The organism is Pseudoalteromonas sp. JB197 (assembly GCF_002332205.1).
Lineage (GTDB): Bacteria > Pseudomonadota > Gammaproteobacteria > Enterobacterales > Alteromonadaceae > Pseudoalteromonas > Pseudoalteromonas nigrifaciens.
The window spans coordinates 2,734,067-2,751,332 of record NZ_NRGZ01000001.1 but is presented as its reverse complement, the minus strand read 5'-3'; the positions used below and the strand labels follow the sequence as shown (position 1 = coordinate 2,751,332).

The following is a 17,266-nucleotide window of genomic DNA, read 5'->3' as shown; positions in this document are numbered from 1 at the left end:
TTATTGAGTGCCAAGCCATTGCTGAAGTTTGGGGTGCAGTGCACTAAAATCGAGTGGCTTACTTAAGTAATCATTCATACCTGCTGCTAAGCACTTTTCTTTATCTCCCTGCATTGCATTGGCAGTTAAAGCAACAATGGCTATGTTTTGATAATGCTTACCCGCGTCACCATTTCTAATCGCTTTAGTTGCTTGGTAGCCGTCCATTTCAGGCATTTGGCAGTCCATTAAAATTAACTGGTAAGTATTAGCGGGTTGCTCATTTAGTTGCTTTATCGCCTCACGTCCATTCTCAGCAATATCAAATGAAATACCGGCTTGTTTTAATAAAGCCCCAGCAACAACTTGGTTAATTTTATTGTCTTCTACTAATAAAACTTGTGGCTCATTTGTATTAACTAATGGCGTTTCAGTGAGTTTATTTTGTAGTTGTGCCTGTTGTTGCTGTTGTTCTATGTATTTATCATTAGCAAGAGAGTCAAATAAGTCTGAGGGCGTTAATGGCTTAAAAATCATTGAGTCTACTTTTAAACTTAGCGTAGAGTCATCTTTGGAATAGCTCATAGGTGCCATTATTATTAGCTTACAACTGTGCTTAGCTAGGTAATTTTTAACCTCAGTAATTTGCGATTGCGGCGCTTGTTCAAAAAAATAATAGTCGATTAAAATAGCATCGAGGGTTGTAGTTGCCTGATCTTTAAAATACGCACTTACAGCAGTGTAGTCGGTTAAGGTATTGGCATTTGCTTGCCATATTATCAGCTGCTTTTTAGCTATGGTTGAGTTTAATAAGCAACTATCAATAATTAAAATATGTTTGTTTTTAATTAAATGGCTAGGTAGGTCTTGCTGCTTACTTAATTTAGGTTTTATTTTTATTAAAAACGAAAAAGTACTGCCTTCGTTTAGCATACTGGTTACGCTTACTTCACCTCCCATCAGCTCACATAACTGTTTTACAATAGCGAGCCCTAAGCCTGTGCCGCCATATTGGCGTGTTGTAGAGGTGTCTGCTTGGGTAAATGAGTCAAATAATGTGGAGTGTTTTTCTGGTTTTATGCCAATACCGGTATCAATAATGGAACAAACTAAAGATGTACCATCGGTTGTTTCATCAATTTTTGCGGTGACTACTATTTTTCCGTCAAATGTAAACTTAACCGCGTTACTAATTAAGTTACTTAATATTTGTCGTAACCGATTAGGGTCGCTAACTATTTCGCTGACGGTGATGAGGGTTGCATCTAAAATTAAGATGGTATTATTTTGCTCCGCTTTAAGCGCAAATGATTCAACAACCTCACCTAACAAACGTGGTAAATTAAATTGAATCTTTTCAATATCTAATTTACCAGCCTCTATTTTAGAAAAATCTAAAATATCGTTAATAATATTCAGTAATGATTGCGCCGACGACTGAGCAAGCTCTATGTGGTGCATTTGTTGTTGATCTAATTGGGTGTTTTTAACAATATTAAGCATCCCCAACACCCCATTCATTGGGGTGCGAATTTCATGACTCATGCTCGCTAAAAACTCACTTTTTGCAGCTACAGCTTGCTCTGCGGTTTCTTTGGCGGTTACTAGTTGTTGCTCTGTTTCTATGCGTTGTTGGCTAGAGTAAAGGCTGCCAACAAGTGCTGCTACAGCAATTAAAAAGCTTTCTTCGTTGTGCGCCCAAGCGCGGGTTGTATTGCATTGCTCGGCGCAAACCATACCTATGATCCCACTTCCGGCAGGAATAACTGCACACAACATGGCATTTATTTTTAGTGGCTTTAGGTAGTGCTCTTTAATTGGCATTAAAATAGGGCATTGCTGTGCATCTGCTGCACTAAATATGGCTTTGCGCTCTATGGCTTCAAAAAAATCAGGAATATCTTTTTGTAACCATGGTTCATTGTTGTTATTTGTTGTGGTGTTTATATTATGAAAGGCAATAGGCTTGAGCTGGGTTTTATTGTCGCTAAATAGCCAAATGCTGGCTTGATCGATGTTGAGCGCCTGACAAATTGCTTGAGTAATCACATCTTTAGATTGGCTTAATTGCCCGTTTAAAATTTGATCGTTAACTGTTAAAGACGCTAAGGCTTCGTTAAATAGCGATATTTTATTATTTTCTAATTCTATTTTTTTACGGGTATCAATATTTTGTAATGAGCCAAATATTCTTATACAGCGTTCATTTTTATGCTCAGCTTCACCGTGCACCAATACCCAAATAATATTGCCTTTAGCATCAATAACTTCAAGTTCAGCTTCGTAGCTCTCACCAAATTTAATTGCTCGTTCAATTAATTTAGCTGCTTTTTCTCGGCTTTTTCCGGGCTTAAAGTAGCCAAGATCTTTTGGCCATTGAGGTTGTTCGTCAGGGGCGTATTTAAATATTTTTTTGGTCATATCAGACCAATACGCTTGTTTATTTTCTAAATTAAACGACCAAGCGCCTACGAGTGCCAGATCACTCATAACTTCCAGCATTTTCTCATTTTGCTGTTGCCGATTAAGCATTTTTAAAAAGAACAAAAATGACCAAATAATCAGTCCGCATATAATTATGCTTGCTAAGCGTAGTGGCCAAATAGTCGCGCTAGGCGGGGCCCAGCCCTTTTTAGGTACAACATAAAGCTCCCAGCTTCCGCCTTGAAAGTTAAGCGTAAACTCTAGTGGGTCTTGTTGCTTTATACTTTTATCGCCATAAAAAAAATCGCCTTTTTTACCTAAGCCATGGCGTCCTTGAATAGCAACATTGTACTGCTCTTGAAGCTCGTAAATACCAGCGTTTTGATATATTTTTTCAAGATCTAATACCACAGAAAGCAGCCCCCAAAAGGATTTATCTGTTTTATAAACAGGAACGCGAGCAACCAATGCAGAACCCCCTTGTATTAAAGTTAGCGGGCCAGCCATTACAATTTTATTTGTGTCTCTGGCTCTAATTGCATCGATACGTTGAGTTTCATTATCTAAAAAATTAAGGCCTAAGGCTTGTTCATTACCGGCAAGCGGGTAAATCATTTTAATTATCATGTCGGGCGCACCGCCAATATTTCGTAGCTCGTTTGAGGTCTCAAATAAGGGGGCAGCAATTTGCGTAAAGCGTGCTTGCTGTAAATTTGGTTCTGCGGCAACAGCAACACCTAAACCACGAATTAGCTGAATATTAGACACTAAAATAGCTTCAAGTTGTGCTCGGTAAGTGCTTACTTCAGAGAGTATTTGTAATCGGTGTGCATCTTTTGCTCGGTTATAGTTAATCCGATCAAGTACAACACTTACTAATACAATAAGAGTAAGTGATAGCCAGAAGGTCAGCTTAAAATTATGAACTTTATTATTTTTACTATTATTCATTGGCGACATTAGCTACATTTTGCTTTTATATTAGACAGTATCCACTATAGCTAATTTATTGTACAAATAAAAATGGCGCATCAGATTATGCGCCATTTTATTTTTATAATTAATAGTTTAACTAAATTACGAGTCGCTAACCTCGCGTGCCCAATGCTGCTGTTTAGCTACATGGAGCTTGCGATAACCATCGAGTAATGCAGCATGCTTTGTAAAGCCAGTAAGCGATAAGCCTGGGAAGGTTAAACCGTTAAATAATTTACGGCCTTCGGCTATTTCAATTGCGAGCGTTACATTGGCAGTACCAAACATTAAGCCTAATGCATCTTGATAGTCTGCATATTCGCGTTCGTCATCGTATTTTATTTCTAAAATAGCTTTTAAACAGCGAAAGTGACGCATTGCATCTTCGTTTACTTGCCCGGTATGTAATATCCAGTCAACCCAATCAATGGCTTCTTCGTTACCTGCGGCTAGGCAAAGGTGTGCTTTTAGTTCACCAATACGCAGTGTATCCCAAGATGTATCAGGGTCGGTTACTAAACCAATAAACTCGGCAGCGCGAATGATATCGCTATGGCCCGCTTCCTCTAGTGAGTCATAAATTTCCATCCATTGCTCAACGTCGTACTGATCAAGTGATAAAAATGTTTCGCGGAACTTAGCGCCTTCGTTGTTGTTACGCCAAATTAGTTCATCAACTGGGTAAATGTCTGACATACCAGGGACTAAAATACGACATGCATATACGTTTAAGTGAGTGTAATCCATGATGTAAATATCATGCCCCATGCTATGGATTAAGTCGGTACAAAAGTTATATTCTTGCTCAGTTGTGCCGCTAAAGTCCCAATGCACAAAGTCAAAGTCGGCTTTTGCGCGGAAAAAATCATGAGAAATTAAGCCGCTAGAATCAATAAAGTGCAGTTCAGTGTTTTCTGGAGAGGCAACTTCATCATTATCAAAAGTAGCAGGTTGAAACACATCAAGTTGATCTAAACGACGACCTTGTAATAGTTCTGTTACGGTACGCTCAAGTGCCACTTCAAATGATGGGTGAGCACCAAAAGAAGCAAATACAGAGCCATCAGCTGGGTGAATAAGGGTAACGCTCATTACTGGGTATTTACCGCCTAGAGAGGCATCGGCAATACGTAAATGAAAACCATGGCTGCGTAACTCTTCACACGCTTCATGAATTTTAGGGTACAGCTTAACTACTTCTTCAGGCACGATAGGCAGACACAAGCCCTCAGTAATAATGCGGCTTTTTATAGCGCGTTCAAATACTTCGGATAAGCCTTGTACGCGTGCTTCAAATTTAGTATTGCCGGCACTCATACCGTTAGATACAAAAATATTACCAATAACGTTAACCGGAATATACACATCTTGGTTATCGCTTTGGCGGGTGTATGGCACAGTACAAATACCACGCTTAACATTACCAGAGTTAAAATCGAAAAGGTGCGATGCATTAAGTTCGCGCTCTGGGTCAAAGTAGTCCCATAAGCTTTCATCCATAATGCCCTCAGGCACTTCATCGTTTGTTACTGTAAACCACTTTTCGGTTGGGTAATGGGTAAACTCTGCATGGGCAAATTCTTCACCTAAATAAAAGTCAGCAAAAAAGTAGTTACAGCTTAAGCGTTCAAAGTATTCGCCTAATGCCGAAGCTAACGATGCTTTGTCGTTTGCGCCTTTACCATTGGTAAACATTACGCCACAGTCTTGGTCACGAATATGTACCGAATAACAGTTAGCTACAGGGTTAAGCCATAACGCTTCCTCAATATTAATATTAAGGGCTTTTAGCTTATTTTGCATAGTAGAGATCGACGATTCTAAATCGCGGTCTTTACCTTTTATAAATGTTTTATCAGTCATACTCATCTCAACTAGGGCTGCACAATATGTGGATTAGCTATTATCGTGGATTTTGAGGTTTATTTCATCCTTTGCGCCGCAGAATATGACTTTTTAATAGAAGGATAGTAAATATATGTTAATAATACTTTATTAGAATTTTTAAAGGATAGCTGGATGTTTAAAGTAATCAAGCGCTTGCTGCTGTTAGTAGTGGTTTTAGGGCTGGCCGGTACTGCGGTTGTTTATGGTGTACTTAGTTTGAGTTTACCAGCGCTTGACGGCAAAGGTCATAGCGAAGCGATTAATGAGCCGGTCATTATTTCGCGCGACGTACTTGGTCAAGCTGTTATCAAAGCACAAAGCCACAACGATGCTGCTTATGGTTTGGGGTATGCGCATGGGCAAGACCGATTTTTTCAAATGGACTTACTCAGACGTAATGCCGCTGGTGAGTTGAGCGAAATTTTTGGTAAGGCGGCGCTAGCACTAGATAAAAAAATGCGTTTTCATCAATTGCGTAAACGCAGCCAAGTTATTTTAAAAAATCTTCCTGAGTCGGATAAGCAATTACTTAAAAGCTACGCTCAAGGGGTTAACGAAGGGTTAGCGCAAATAGGTTACTCAAGCTTTGAATATTTGCTCACTGGTGCACAGCAAAGGTCATGGCAAAGCGAAGACAGCCTATTAATAATTTTTAGTATGTATCTTGATTTACAAAGTGCCACCTTTGAGCGTGACCAAGCATTAATTCAAATTGAGCAGCAATACGGCAAACATATGCTCAAATTTTTAACGCAACCTAGTCAATACCAAGCTGCGCTTGATGGCAGCCAACTAGCACCTTACAGCGCAGGCATACCTAAACTACCAATACCCAAGCAACAAACGCAGCAATCATCCACTGTGCAATCATCAACACCAGCAATGTATGCATTTAATTCTTTTGCAGCAAGCCAAGAGCGCGGCAGTAATAACTGGGCAGTTACCGGCGCATTAACTACAACCGGATCTGCTATGCTCTCCGATGACATGCACTTAGCAATGGCAGTGCCTGTTATTTGGTACAAAGCGCAACTAAATTATGTACATAACAATGTAAAAACCCAAGTTACGGGCGTATCGTTACCGGGGGCGCCAGCTATTGTAGTAGGCACTAATAATCATATCGCATGGGGGTTTACCAATGGTTATATTGATACCGCGGATTGGGTTGCGCTTACAAGTAACGATAAAACGTGGCAAGTAGATGAGCAAATTGCATTACCGAATAATGAAGCCGAAACTTACACACTTACCCTAAGCGAATATGGTCCGGTTAAATATATTAACGGGCAAGCTTATGCACTGAGCTGGGCGGCGCATCAAAGTTATGCGGTTAACATGCAATTATTACAGCTCGAACAGGCAACTGAAGTTGATGATGCCCTAGCTATAGCCAGCGATGTAGGTATTCCGGTACAAAATTTAATTGTAGTTGATAGCCAAGGCAGTGCCGCATGGAAGTTAATGGGGGGAATTCCTGGGCGTAAAACACCCAGCGAGCTTAGTGTGAAAAGTACTGATTACTCGCCGCTTTGGTTGCAAAATGAAGCGCAGCGCCCCGTGGTTAAAAACCCAGTAAGTGGACGAATATGGACTGCAAACTCACGGGTGGTAAGTGCTCAGGATAACGAGCGCTTTGGTAACGGCGGCTATTCACTTGGCGCGCGTGCAACACAAGTGCGCGACCGCTTGTTTGAAAAACAAAAATTTGTTGAAGATGATTTTTATCAATTACAGCTTGATAACCAAGCACGATTTTTAATTCCTTGGCACGCTTTATTGCTCAAGCAACTCAAAGCCGATGAAGGTAATAACGCCGCGTATATTAGCGCTGTTGAAAACTGGCAGCAGTGCGCGTGTGCAAGCTCAGTAGGTTATACCTTGGTAAAGCATTATCGCGATGAAGTGATTAATATTACCTTTAGTACGTTGCAGCAAAGCTTAAGTGAGAAAAATGGCACGTTGAGCTACGTAAGGCGTGACTTAGAACCGGCAGTTTGGCAGCTTATTAACGCGCAACCAAGCAGTTGGCTCAATCCACAATTTTCAACTTGGGAGCAGCAGCTGCAGGGGGCATTTAGTCAAACTATTGCTAAACTCAGTACGCAATACGGTAATAACATTCAAGGCTGGCAGTGGGGCAAAGTAAACGAGCTGGTTATAGAGCATCCGTTTGCTAAACAAGTACCAATACTTGCCCGCTTTTTAAATATGCCAAAAACGCCAGGGTTTGGTGATAGTTACATGCCAGCAGTGCAGGGGCGTAGCTTTGGTGCTTCACAGCGCTTTATTGTACAGCCAGGACATTTAGAAAACGCCATTTTAACCGTACCTGGCGGGCAGTCTGGGCACCCATTATCAAACTTTTATCGTGCCGGTTTTAGTCAATATATTAATGCAGAAAACACGCCATTATTACCACAAGCGCTAGTACATCAAATAATAATATCGCCAAAAGGCAAGTAGCTGTTTAGTGAACTAAGCTAGAGCTTGTTTATCTTTCGAGATTAAATTTACAGCCGTATGTTTGGTTTTTAGGTAAGGCAGGGTCTATGTCGTGTAATTATTCTTCATAAATAGACGATAATTAATTATAAATATAAGTGAGCACTAAAATGAAAAAATTACTTCCCGTATTAATCACTGGCTTGTTGTTAAGTAGTGCGGCTTATGCCGATGAAAGTGTAGTTAAAACGCAAAAACTGAGCGAGCATATTTATATGTTACTTGGTCAAGGAGGCAATATTGCTGTAAGTGTCGGCGACGATGGTATTTATATTATTGATGATCAATTTGCCAAGCTTTCAAGCGATATTAAAAAAACGATTAGCGATTTACAGCCCGGCAGTACTGAGTTTGTAATTAACACCCATCATCATGGCGACCACACCGGAGGCAACGAAAATTTTGCTAAAGCAGGTGCCCACGTTATTGCTCACGATAATGTGCATAAGCGCTTAGTAGCGGAGCATGGTGAAGGGTCAGATTTTTTACCGCGGATTAGTTTTAGCCACGATTTAAAGCTGCACTTTAACAACGAGCATGCTCATGTAATGCATTATCAGCATGCACATACTGACGGTGACGCAGTCATATTTTTTAACAAGGCTAACATTGTACACATGGGCGACATTTTCTTTAACTTTGGCAGCTTACCGTTTGTAGACGTAGACAGTGGTGGCAGTGTTGATGGTATTTTAGCGGCTGTAGATGACGTAGTGAAACAAATTGACGATAATACAAAAGTGATCCCAGGACATGGTCCGCTAAGCGATCGTTCAGGGCTGGTGGTGTATCGTAAGCTGGTGCAAAAAGCCAAAGATGTTATGCTTAAAGCAATGCAAAACAAGGCGAGCTTAGAGCAAGTACTTAACGCCGACCCATTGGCAGAGCTTGGCCTTGAATACGCTAGCTGGTTACCTAAAGAGCGTGTAACTACACTTTTTTATCGTAGTTTAAAACAATAAAAATGAATTAAGTAATAGCACATCAACTATTTTATTAAGCTGGGCGTATGTTCGGCTTTTTTATTCCCCATTCCTCAAGGAGTTGTGTATGACGGTAGAAAAAACCCATCTCGAAATTTGTAATTTAACTAAAGAGCAATACCCACAAATTAAAACCTTGATGGATCAAGCATACCCAGATTTAGGTGGTGCATGGCCTAGCCATACAATTTTTAGATTAATAGACCAGTTTCCAGAAGGGCAAATAGGCATTGTGGATGATGGTGTGCTGGTAGGCTTAGCATTAAGCGTGCAAGTAGACTATGCCCGCTTTTCTAACCCCCATACATATGAAGACATAGCCGATGGTCATGACCGCGTATTTAGTGATACCGCTGGCGATGCACTGTATGGCTTAGATGTTGCGATTAGCGAAACGCACAGAGGTATGCGCCTTGGGCGTAGGCTGTACGATGCCCGAAAAGAATTGTGCCGCCAATACAACTTACGCGCTATTTTAGCGGGTGGTCGTATTCCGCGTTATTACAATCATAGTAATGAAATGACCCCAATGGAATATATAGCTAAAGTAGATCAAAAAGAGCTGTACGATCCTATCTTAAGTTTTCAGCTAGCAAACGATTTTCAAGTTAAACGCTTACTTAAAAAGTATTTACCCGAAGATCAAGAATCAGTAGGTTATGCCACATTACTGGAGTGGAATAACATATTGTACGAACCAACCGACACCGTTATTAATATCGTAAAGTCGATTGTGCGTGTAGGTGCGGTGCAGTGGCAAATGCGTAAGGTGGAGTCGGTAGAGGAAATGCTCAAGCAGGTCGAGTATTTTGTTGATACGGTTTCTGATTATCAAAGTGACTTTATTTTATTCCCTGAGTTTTTTAATGCCCCGCTAATGGGGTTAACTGAGCAAGTTAATCAAACCGAAGCGATCCGCAATTTAGCCGAGTACACAGAAACCTTTAAAAATGCTATGTCGCGTATGGCAATTGAATACAATGCCAATATTATTACCGGCTCAATGCCAGTAGCCGACGGGGATAAAATTTATAACGTCAGTTATTTATGTCACCGCAGCGGTAAAATAGATGAGCAACGTAAAATTCATATTACCCCGCATGAGCAAAATGACTGGGTTATTCAAGGCGGCGACAAAATAGCGGTATTTGAAACTGATGCAGGGCGTGTTGGTATTCAAATTTGTTACGATGTTGAGTTTCCAGAACTATCTAGAATTATGGCCAAAGAAGGCTTAGAAATTTTATTTGTACCTTTTTGGACTGATACTAAAAATAGCTATTTACGGGTACGTCATTGTGCTCAAGCACGCGCTATTGAAAACGAATGTTATGTGGTTATAGCAGGCTCTGTTGGTAACTTACCAGAAGTAGAAAGCCTAGATGTACAGTTTGCACAATCGGCAGTACTTACACCGTCTGACTTTTCATTCCCACATGATGCAACACTCAATGAGGCAACCACTAATACCGAAATGTTGTTATTTAGTGACCTTGATATGGATAAATTAAAAATTCTTCACAGCGAAGGGACAGTACGTAACTTAAAAGATCGACGTGAAGATTTATACGACATAATGCTAAAAAAAGTGAGTGACGATAAAAAGGTTAGTGCGGATAAGCAAAAAAGTAGCTTTTAATCACTACAAAATAGGTAGCTTATTAAAGTGTGAGCTGGTTAATTATCATTAATCTTGTTTATTGCTGTTAATGAATAAATTAGCTCGCTAAAATACCGCAAATTTTTAATAGAGTGAGTGCTTTAAGTGGCTTGGATGTATTTAATAATTGCGGGCTTGCTTGAAATTGGCTGGCCAATAGGCTTAAAAATTTCGCAACAAAGTGACAGCCGCTGGTTAGGTATTGGCATTGCGGTTGCATTTATGGTGGTTAGTGGTTTTATGTTGTGGCTAGCCCAACGTGATATTCCTATGGGTACATCTTACGCGGTATGGACAGGCATTGGCGCTGCTGGCACATTTATTGTGGGCATTTTGTTTTATGGTGATGCCGCCACTTTTGGCCGTATTGCCGGTGTATTAATGATTATTTGCGGTGTGATCACACTTAAAATAAGTCATTAAAAAGTAAACTCAACGCGGTTTAATCAAAAAAGCGCAGGCTTTTAATCCTGCGTTTTTTTTGCCAGTAATTAATTGGGCAGCATGACTAAAATAGCGGCAACAGCAATAAGTAATAACCCGGCGCTGTCTTGTTTTTTAAGCGGTTGTTTTAGCCACAGTACGGCAATGAGTATGGTAAAAAACACCTCTATTTGGCCAAGCGTTTTTACATAGGCAACATGCTGCAAGCTCATGGCGCTAAACCAACCAATAGAGCCCACACAGCTAAAAATACTAATCGCGACAGTTGTGCCCTTATATTGCCAAAGTTTACTGAGGGTGTGTGGCTCTTTTAATAATAAATAACCCAGCAATATTAGAGTTTGTAAGCTAATAACAAAAAGCAGTACCCAAGCAGCAGAGTGAGGAAATAATAGCCCTGAATTTAAACTGCCCTCACGTACCCATAATGAAGTAAGCGCAAAGCAAGTACCGCACGCAAGCCCTAATAAAGCTGTTTTGGCATCGAAGCGTTTAATGCTGGTTATACCGCTCATTAGCAGTACGGCAATAGCCCCTAAAAATACCCCCAACCAACCCAATAAGGTTAACGCCGAGCCAAAAAATAATACTCCTAAAATAGCGGCAACCAAAGCCTCACTTTTTGCAAGCCCAGCGCCCACAGCGTAATTATTCATTTTAAATAATTTAACCATTAAGCCAGTAGCAAGAATTTGCATAATACCTGCGCCAATAATAAAGCCCCAAAAAGCATTATTAAAACTAGGCATAGCGGTATCTTGGCATTGATATAAACCATACAAATACACAGCAGCAATAGGGCCTGCAACAATAAAACGCGATAGAGTAACGCCAGCTACGCTCACATTACTACTTAACTTACTTTGTAGTGCATTGCGCCACGCCTGCATAAAAGCGGCTAAAAAAGTGAAAAATACCCAAGTCATAATAACAATACAAAAATAATAGAGGGCGATAAGTTAACAAGGTATACAAAGTAAAGCGATAGTGCTTTAGGCTCAGCTGCGACAATATGCCGCAGTTTAACTGCCGTAAAATTAGTTTATAGTTGGCTTGATGTTACTGTTTAGCCGTCAGGCGCTTATCTGGCGGCTTTTTTATAGTGGGTGTGTTATTTTAAATAATTAACAATAATAAAGAACCGTACTATGACTATTTTAATCGCTTGTGCTTTATTGGCCGTTGTAATGCCTTATTTAGCAAGAATACCCGCAGTAATCGAACTTAATAAATTGGGCGGCTACGACAACAAGCATCCGCGCCAACAACAAACTCAATTAACCGGTTTAGGAGCGCGCGCTTTAGCTGCACACCAAAACTGTTTTGAGTCGTTAGCAGTATTTGCCGTTGCACTTGCGGTGGTATTAGGCACTAATAATGTTAATGCGGTAACCGAAACCTTGGCGATGAGCCACATTGTAGCGCGTGTTTTATTTTGTGCTTTTTACTACCTTAACCTAGATATTATGCGCTCAATTATGTGGTTTGTTGGTATAAGTACAGCTATTGCAATGATTGCAGTGAGCTTTTAAATTTATTTTAAAACCCCAAAGCGTTTTAAAAGGCGCTTACTTTATAATATCGCTTTTATTAATTGCAATATATTGCCCTTGGGCAAGGTTTAGCGTTTGCAGGGTTAGCTCGCTAATTTGCTCGCGATACAAGTCAATTACCTTGTAACCACAATAGTGTGCCATTTTTCTAATTTGCCTATTAAGCCCTTGCTTTAAAATAATACTAAATTGTTTGTCTGCTATTTTTTCAACGCTACAGGGCAAGGTTATTTGCTTATCTACCGGTACACCTGCGGCCATTTTTGTACAAAACTCGGCATCAATGCTTTTATTAACGCTAACTAAGTAACGTTTTGGCTGGTGGAAGTCGGGATGAATTAGTTGGTTACACAACTCACCATCGTTGGTTAATATAAGCAAGCCACGGGAGTCTTTATCAAGACGGCCAATAGGGTAAACCCGCGTAATAGTAGGCAGGTGGTGATAAAGGCTAGCAGGGTCATTCTGATCAAGCTTGCAGTCAATACCTACAGGCTTATGATAAGCAAAATAAATTAACTCAGCAGTGCCTTTAATAATTTGCCCGTTAACTGTTATTTGGTCTTGCTCATCAACATGGTCAATATGATTAGCCGGGCGGTTATTTACTATCACTGCACCTTCGTCAATTAAGCGTGAGGCTTGTTTACGCGAGCAAACACCAGCATGGGCAATGTATTTAGCGAGTCGAATTTTGGTGCTCATAAATGGTTGCTGTTAGTCATTGGCAAAAGTGTGCAGCAGATTATAGCAAAGCTGCCAAGTAAACATTACTGAAGGTGGGTAAATAGCTATAAATTTAGTGTTAGGCGCTACAGAATATGCATTTTTATAAGCAGCTGTTGGTTTAATAATTTTTAATTTTATAAATATTAGAGGCGTTAATGTATCAATTATATGCAAATAATGACGATTGCTTAAATCAGGCGCTTCGTCAAAAAATAGTGGCGTTTAATAGCGCGCATTTTGATGCTGAGCGTATGCCTATTGGTTATCAGTTTTTAGACGCACAAGAGGAATTGGTCGCTGGGATTAGTGGCTGTGTATTTGGCAATTGGTTGCAGATAAATTGGCTTTGGTGCAGCGAGTTAGTACGTGGCAATGGCTTGGCGACTAAGTTATTAGTCGCACTTGAAGCGGCTGCAGTTGAGCTTGGGGCAACGAGGGGGCAGCTCGATACGCTTGATTTTCAAGCCAAGCCTTTTTATGAAAAGCACGGTTACCAAGTTAAGTATCAACTTAATAATTATCCGCGCACGGGTACTCGCTATTTTATGGAAAAATCGCTTATTTAACCCTTGCAGGGTGATTAAATAGCGTTAAGTGGCTCGCCAGTAAAGGTTACGCCTAAAAACGGGGTCACTTCAGGAGCAAGCATAAAGGTGCGAATATTCATATGATCGCTACCTTTGGGGTTGTTAAGCACATCTTGATGATAAAACTGACCAAAGCAATCGAGCGTATTTTGTTTACTAAGTTGGTTTAGTTTTGCAAAAGCGAAAATTTTGCAAGAACCATTGTTCTCGCTCGCAGCACTAAGTAAACCATGATTATTAAATGCGCAAGGTGTGAAGCGGTAATGTGTATCGATAATTGCCATAGTGTCGGTAAATTCGATGCTTTTTGGCTCATTTGCCAATTTTTCTAGGTAGTCACTTAGAGTCACTTTCTGTCCTTAGGATTATTTTTATACTTAACTCTAACCTATCTGTTTACTGATTTATATTAAACTAGTACACGTGCACTTAAATTAAGTGTGATAAGGCATTAATGTTAGTTATTTCAATATCGGCAAGGCCTTTGTAAGTATAGTTGGCAGCTTGGTTATTTAACCATACAGATTGGCAGCCGGCATTATTAGCGCCTTGCACGTCGCTATCTAGGCTGTCACCAATGTGTAAAATAGCTTTGTGTGGCACCTGTAAATGTGTAGCTGCTTGATCAAACAAGTTATTGTGCGGTTTAGCTTTACCGTGTAAACCCGCTTGCAGTACCAAGTTAAATTTATTATTTAAATTAAACTGGCTCACATCGGCATTGCCGTTGGTTATGGCTATAAGGGTAAAGCGAGTAGCGAGCTTATCGAGCAAGTTAAGTACGTCATCGGTCACGGTTATATTACTGCGAGCTTGAGCAAATATCTTGTACGCAGCACTTGCAAAGTGTTTTGCGTCGTCGGCATTAAAGCCTTGCTTAGCAAGAAGTAAGCCCAGTGTTTGCAAACGCCACTGCGTTACATCTTCAATTAATTTTGGCTGCTGTTGCAGTGCACAATCACGACAATGCAGCCATTGCTGCAAGCCCTGATGTTGATAACCCGGCAGGGTATTTAAATAATCAGTTTGCGCTTGTACGGCGGCTTTTATAATTGGGCGATTGTCGTAAAGGGTATCGTCTAGGTCGAAGCTTAATACCGACACAGGTGCAATGGCACGATTAAAGCGGATCATATTATGGTTTCCTAATCAGTTCGCTTTTTTGCCCTTGGGTGCGTGTTGTCGTACACCTTGGCTAAATGCTGAAAATCTAAATGAGTATACACTTGAGTGGCCGACAAACTACTGTGCCCGAGCAGTTCTTGTACCGCGCGTAAATCGCCAGATGACTCTAAAATATGCGAAGCAAACGAGTGGCGCAATTTGTGCGGATGCACTTGCGAGCTAATGCCTTGCTTGATGCCCCATTCTTGCATTCTTAAACGTACTTGGCGTACCGAAATGCGATTTTTTTTGCTACTTAAAAATACCGCCACTTCGTCAGGGGTTGCAAATTGAGGGCGTATTATGAGCCATTTTTTTAGCGCGTTTAGCGCTTTACTGCCTACCGGAATTAAGCGTTCTTTATTGCCTTTACCGCGTACTAATATTTCACCATTTGCGGCGCTTATATCTTGTAGGTTAGCACCAACTAATTCGCTAATACGTAAACCTGATGAGTACATAAGCTCCATCATGGCTTTGTCTCTAATGGCCAGAGGTTCGTCGTCGGGTATTTCGAGCAAGCGTGCCATTTGATCTACATCGAGATTTTTAGGCAAAGGCTTAGCAAACTTAGGCCCTTTTATGCCTACCGCCGGGTTATGATAATGCGCTTGTTTAGCAATATTTTTAGCTTTTAAGAATTTATATAAACTGCGAATACAACTGAGCTTTAAACTAATAGTGCGGCCACTTAATTGTTTTGAGCGCAGTGCCATGCTGTAACGGCGAATATGCTCACCCTGTACACTAAACCAGTCGTCGCAGAGCTTACTAAAGTAAAGCGCTGCAAAGCCAAGTTGGCTGACATATTGGTTAACAGTGTGCGCTGAGTATTGCCTTTCAAACTTTAAATAGTCGCTAAATAAAGTAATAGGAGTGCGCCAGTTATCGCTTAAGTCGCTGATATTTGGCGCAGGGTTGTCACTCATGCAAGTTCCAGCAACCATGACTGCAGAGCGACTACAAAGTCTAGTACAAAAAGGGTGTCTTGTGCGGGCTCAAAGTGGTTGGCGTTGTTGCTGGCAAAAGCCAAAATAGCAATTGGCTTGTTAATATCACCAATTAAATAAATAGCCGTTGATTGCGCCGTATCGCTAAATAACAAATCTCGTTCTTGCTGATTAATACGCCCTAAATAGTGCCCTGAATTACTCAGGCGATGCTCAACAAGTTGAGCATATTTAGTGTCGTACTTTACTAACCGACAGTCGCTAATAGCTGGATTGCTACAAATAATATCTTGTAAGTTACTGGCAAGCGCATCGAAGTCGTTATTACTGCAAAGCTGTTGATGGCATAGGCTAAATAAGCGATACACTTGCTCATTTTGTGCAGCGTATTTGTTCATGCTGGCAATTTGATTTTTTAACAACGTATTGTGCTCGCGCAATTGGCGCTGCTGAATATGCACCAAAGATGTTGCACCTTGAGCTTGTTGTTGCAGCTCAAGCTGAGCAAGTAGCTCAGGGTGCTGAATTAAAAAATCAGGGTGGTGTTGTAAATAATCTACCACTTGCTGCGCGTTTAGCTCACTCATAGTGCTACTTGTCCATCAAACACATGCTCTGCTGGGCCGGTCATACGTACTGGGTGACCTTCACCGTTCCAGCGAATTTGTAAACTGCCACCGGGTAAGTCTACTTGTACTGTGCTGATTAATTTATTTTGAATAAACCCAATAACCATTGCTGCACAAGCGCCTGTACCACATGCTAATGTTTCGTTTACACCGCGCTCCCACACTCGTAATTTAATATGCTCTTTGGAAATAACTTGCATAAAACCAATATTAGCTCGCTGCGGAAAACGCTCATGGTTTTCAAGTAACGGACCCAAAATATCAACTTTTGCGGTAGTAATATCGTCAACTTCTAATACACAATGTGGGTTACCCATAGAAACCGCGCCACTAAAAACAGTATGCTCTTCGGTACGAATAATATAGGTCAGTTCGCGCTTGGTTGCTTTGAGTGGGATTTTACTTGGCTCAAAATTAGGATGGCCCATATTTACAGTTACTTGGCCGTCTTTTTCTATGTATAGGGTTAAATTACCCGACTTAGTAGACACAGTAATTTTGTGTTTATTGGTAAGGCCTTTCATACGTACAAAGCGGGCAAAGCAACGTGCGCCATTGCCGCATTGCTCTACTTCGGTGCCATCGGCATTAAAAATACGGTAATGAAAATCGAGATCAGGGGAATATGGTGCTTCAACCATTAGCAGTTGGTCAAAGCCAATGCCAAAATGGCGATCGGCCAGTTTTATTATTTGATCTCGCGACAAAAAAACGTTTTGTGTAATATTATCAATCACAACAAAGTCGTTGCCTAAGCCGTGCATTTTGGAAAAATTAACTAACATAGCGCTCTAATT

The 17,266-nt window shown here is 40.7% G+C and carries 15 protein-coding genes; 6 read left to right on the top strand and 9 right to left on the bottom strand.

The genetic code is table 11. From position 1 onward, the window contains the following. Positions 1-3,363 (bottom strand): ATP-binding protein, encoded by a 3,363-nt coding sequence (locus tag CIK86_RS13000; RefSeq protein WP_086997049.1) that lies wholly within the window; start codon positions 3,361-3,363, stop codon positions 1-3. 117 nt (positions 3,364-3,480) lie between these two features. After that, on the bottom strand, positions 3,481-5,241 hold the full coding sequence (gene ycaO / locus CIK86_RS12995; RefSeq protein WP_086997093.1) for a 30S ribosomal protein S12 methylthiotransferase accessory factor YcaO: 1,761 nt from the start codon (positions 5,239-5,241) through the stop codon (positions 3,481-3,483). A 156-nt stretch (positions 5,242-5,397) separates the two neighbouring features. Here ycaO and CIK86_RS12990 point away from each other — a divergent pair, with 156 nt between their 5' ends. The 4 genes from CIK86_RS12990 to CIK86_RS12975 all read left to right on the top strand — a co-directional run bounded on the left by CIK86_RS12990 (position 5,398) and on the right by CIK86_RS12975 (position 10,836). Beyond that, positions 5,398-7,731, top strand: coding sequence for a penicillin acylase family protein (locus CIK86_RS12990; RefSeq protein WP_086997046.1), 2,334 nt, complete (start codon positions 5,398-5,400; stop codon positions 7,729-7,731). A 149-nt stretch (positions 7,732-7,880) separates the two neighbouring features. Continuing rightward, positions 7,881-8,732, top strand: coding sequence for an MBL fold metallo-hydrolase (locus CIK86_RS12985; protein WP_086997043.1), 852 nt, complete (start codon positions 7,881-7,883; stop codon positions 8,730-8,732). Positions 8,733-8,820: 88 nt separating this feature from the next. After that, complete coding sequence (locus CIK86_RS12980) at positions 8,821-10,392, top strand: bifunctional GNAT family N-acetyltransferase/carbon-nitrogen hydrolase family protein (protein ID WP_011326808.1); 1,572 nt, start codon at positions 8,821-8,823, stop codon at positions 10,390-10,392. A gap of 126 nt (positions 10,393-10,518) precedes the next feature. After that, a complete protein-coding gene (locus CIK86_RS12975) occupies positions 10,519-10,836 on the top strand; it encodes a multidrug efflux SMR transporter (RefSeq protein WP_041454308.1) in 318 nt (105 codons plus the stop codon). 68 nt (positions 10,837-10,904) lie between these two features. Here the strand turns inward: CIK86_RS12975 and CIK86_RS12970 are convergent, their stop codons facing one another. Then, the gene (locus CIK86_RS12970) at positions 10,905-11,783 is read right to left on the bottom strand and encodes a DMT family transporter (protein WP_140391196.1); all 879 of its coding nucleotides are present in this window, start codon (positions 11,781-11,783) and stop codon (positions 10,905-10,907) included. A gap of 222 nt (positions 11,784-12,005) precedes the next feature. Between CIK86_RS12970 and CIK86_RS12965 the strand changes: the two genes are divergently transcribed. After that, positions 12,006-12,389, top strand: coding sequence for an MAPEG family protein (locus CIK86_RS12965; protein WP_086997040.1), 384 nt, complete (start codon positions 12,006-12,008; stop codon positions 12,387-12,389). A 36-nt stretch (positions 12,390-12,425) separates the two neighbouring features. On the opposite strand, the gene CIK86_RS12960 is transcribed toward CIK86_RS12965, so the two are convergent. Continuing rightward, on the bottom strand, positions 12,426-13,115 hold the full coding sequence (locus tag CIK86_RS12960) for a pseudouridine synthase (RefSeq protein ID WP_011326812.1): 690 nt from the start codon (positions 13,113-13,115) through the stop codon (positions 12,426-12,428). Positions 13,116-13,294: 179 nt separating this feature from the next. Here CIK86_RS12960 and CIK86_RS12950 point away from each other — a divergent pair, with 179 nt between their 5' ends. After that, the gene (locus CIK86_RS12950) at positions 13,295-13,705 is read left to right on the top strand and encodes a GNAT family N-acetyltransferase (RefSeq protein WP_086997037.1); all 411 of its coding nucleotides are present in this window, start codon (positions 13,295-13,297) and stop codon (positions 13,703-13,705) included. Positions 13,706-13,719: 14 nt separating this feature from the next. On the opposite strand, the gene CIK86_RS12945 is transcribed toward CIK86_RS12950, so the two are convergent. The 5 genes from CIK86_RS12945 to dapF all read right to left on the bottom strand — a co-directional run bounded on the left by CIK86_RS12945 (position 13,720) and on the right by dapF (position 17,254). Beyond that, positions 13,720-14,076 (bottom strand): HopJ type III effector protein, encoded by a 357-nt coding sequence (locus tag CIK86_RS12945; RefSeq protein WP_086997034.1) that lies wholly within the window; start codon positions 14,074-14,076, stop codon positions 13,720-13,722. A 79-nt stretch (positions 14,077-14,155) separates the two neighbouring features. Further along, positions 14,156-14,860 (bottom strand): HAD-IA family hydrolase, encoded by a 705-nt coding sequence (locus CIK86_RS12940; RefSeq protein WP_086997031.1) that lies wholly within the window; start codon positions 14,858-14,860, stop codon positions 14,156-14,158. Between the two features lie 11 nt (positions 14,861-14,871). Next, entirely contained in the window at positions 14,872-15,819 is a 948-nt protein-coding gene (locus tag CIK86_RS12935) for a tyrosine recombinase XerC (RefSeq protein WP_086997027.1), read from the bottom strand. Beyond that, the gene (locus CIK86_RS12930; protein ID WP_086997024.1) at positions 15,816-16,427 is read right to left on the bottom strand and encodes a DUF484 family protein; all 612 of its coding nucleotides are present in this window, start codon (positions 16,425-16,427) and stop codon (positions 15,816-15,818) included. The genes CIK86_RS12935 and CIK86_RS12930 overlap by 4 nt, the downstream gene beginning before the upstream one ends. Next, positions 16,424-17,254: a diaminopimelate epimerase gene (gene dapF / locus CIK86_RS12925; RefSeq protein WP_086997021.1), complete on the bottom strand. Its 831-nt coding sequence runs from the start codon at positions 17,252-17,254 to the stop codon at positions 16,424-16,426. Before dapF ends, CIK86_RS12930 begins: the two co-directional genes overlap by 4 nt. Between the last annotated feature and the right edge of the window lie 12 nt (positions 17,255-17,266).

Coding starts and splice junctions, on each gene's coding strand:
- CIK86_RS12960 (WP_011326812.1), bottom strand. CDS start 13,115: ATGAGCACCAAAATTCGACTCGCTAAATACATTGCCCATGCTGGTGTT.
- CIK86_RS12940 (WP_086997031.1), bottom strand. CDS start 14,860: ATGATCCGCTTTAATCGTGCCATTGCACCTGTGTCGGTATTAAGCTTC.
- CIK86_RS12965 (WP_086997040.1), top strand. CDS start 12,006: ATGACTATTTTAATCGCTTGTGCTTTATTGGCCGTTGTAATGCCTTAT.
- dapF (WP_086997021.1), bottom strand. CDS start 17,254: ATGTTAGTTAATTTTTCCAAAATGCACGGCTTAGGCAACGACTTTGTT.
- ycaO (WP_086997093.1), bottom strand. CDS start 5,241: ATGACTGATAAAACATTTATAAAAGGTAAAGACCGCGATTTAGAATCG.
- CIK86_RS12935 (WP_086997027.1), bottom strand. CDS start 15,819: ATGAGTGACAACCCTGCGCCAAATATCAGCGACTTAAGCGATAACTGG.
- CIK86_RS12950 (WP_086997037.1), top strand. CDS start 13,295: ATGTATCAATTATATGCAAATAATGACGATTGCTTAAATCAGGCGCTT.
- CIK86_RS12930 (WP_086997024.1), bottom strand. CDS start 16,427: ATGAGTGAGCTAAACGCGCAGCAAGTGGTAGATTATTTACAACACCAC.
- CIK86_RS12990 (WP_086997046.1), top strand. CDS start 5,398: ATGTTTAAAGTAATCAAGCGCTTGCTGCTGTTAGTAGTGGTTTTAGGG.
- CIK86_RS13000 (WP_086997049.1), bottom strand. CDS start 3,363: ATGTCGCCAATGAATAATAGTAAAAATAATAAAGTTCATAATTTTAAG.
- CIK86_RS12980 (WP_011326808.1), top strand. CDS start 8,821: ATGACGGTAGAAAAAACCCATCTCGAAATTTGTAATTTAACTAAAGAG.
- CIK86_RS12985 (WP_086997043.1), top strand. CDS start 7,881: ATGAAAAAATTACTTCCCGTATTAATCACTGGCTTGTTGTTAAGTAGT.
- CIK86_RS12970 (WP_140391196.1), bottom strand. CDS start 11,783: ATGACTTGGGTATTTTTCACTTTTTTAGCCGCTTTTATGCAGGCGTGG.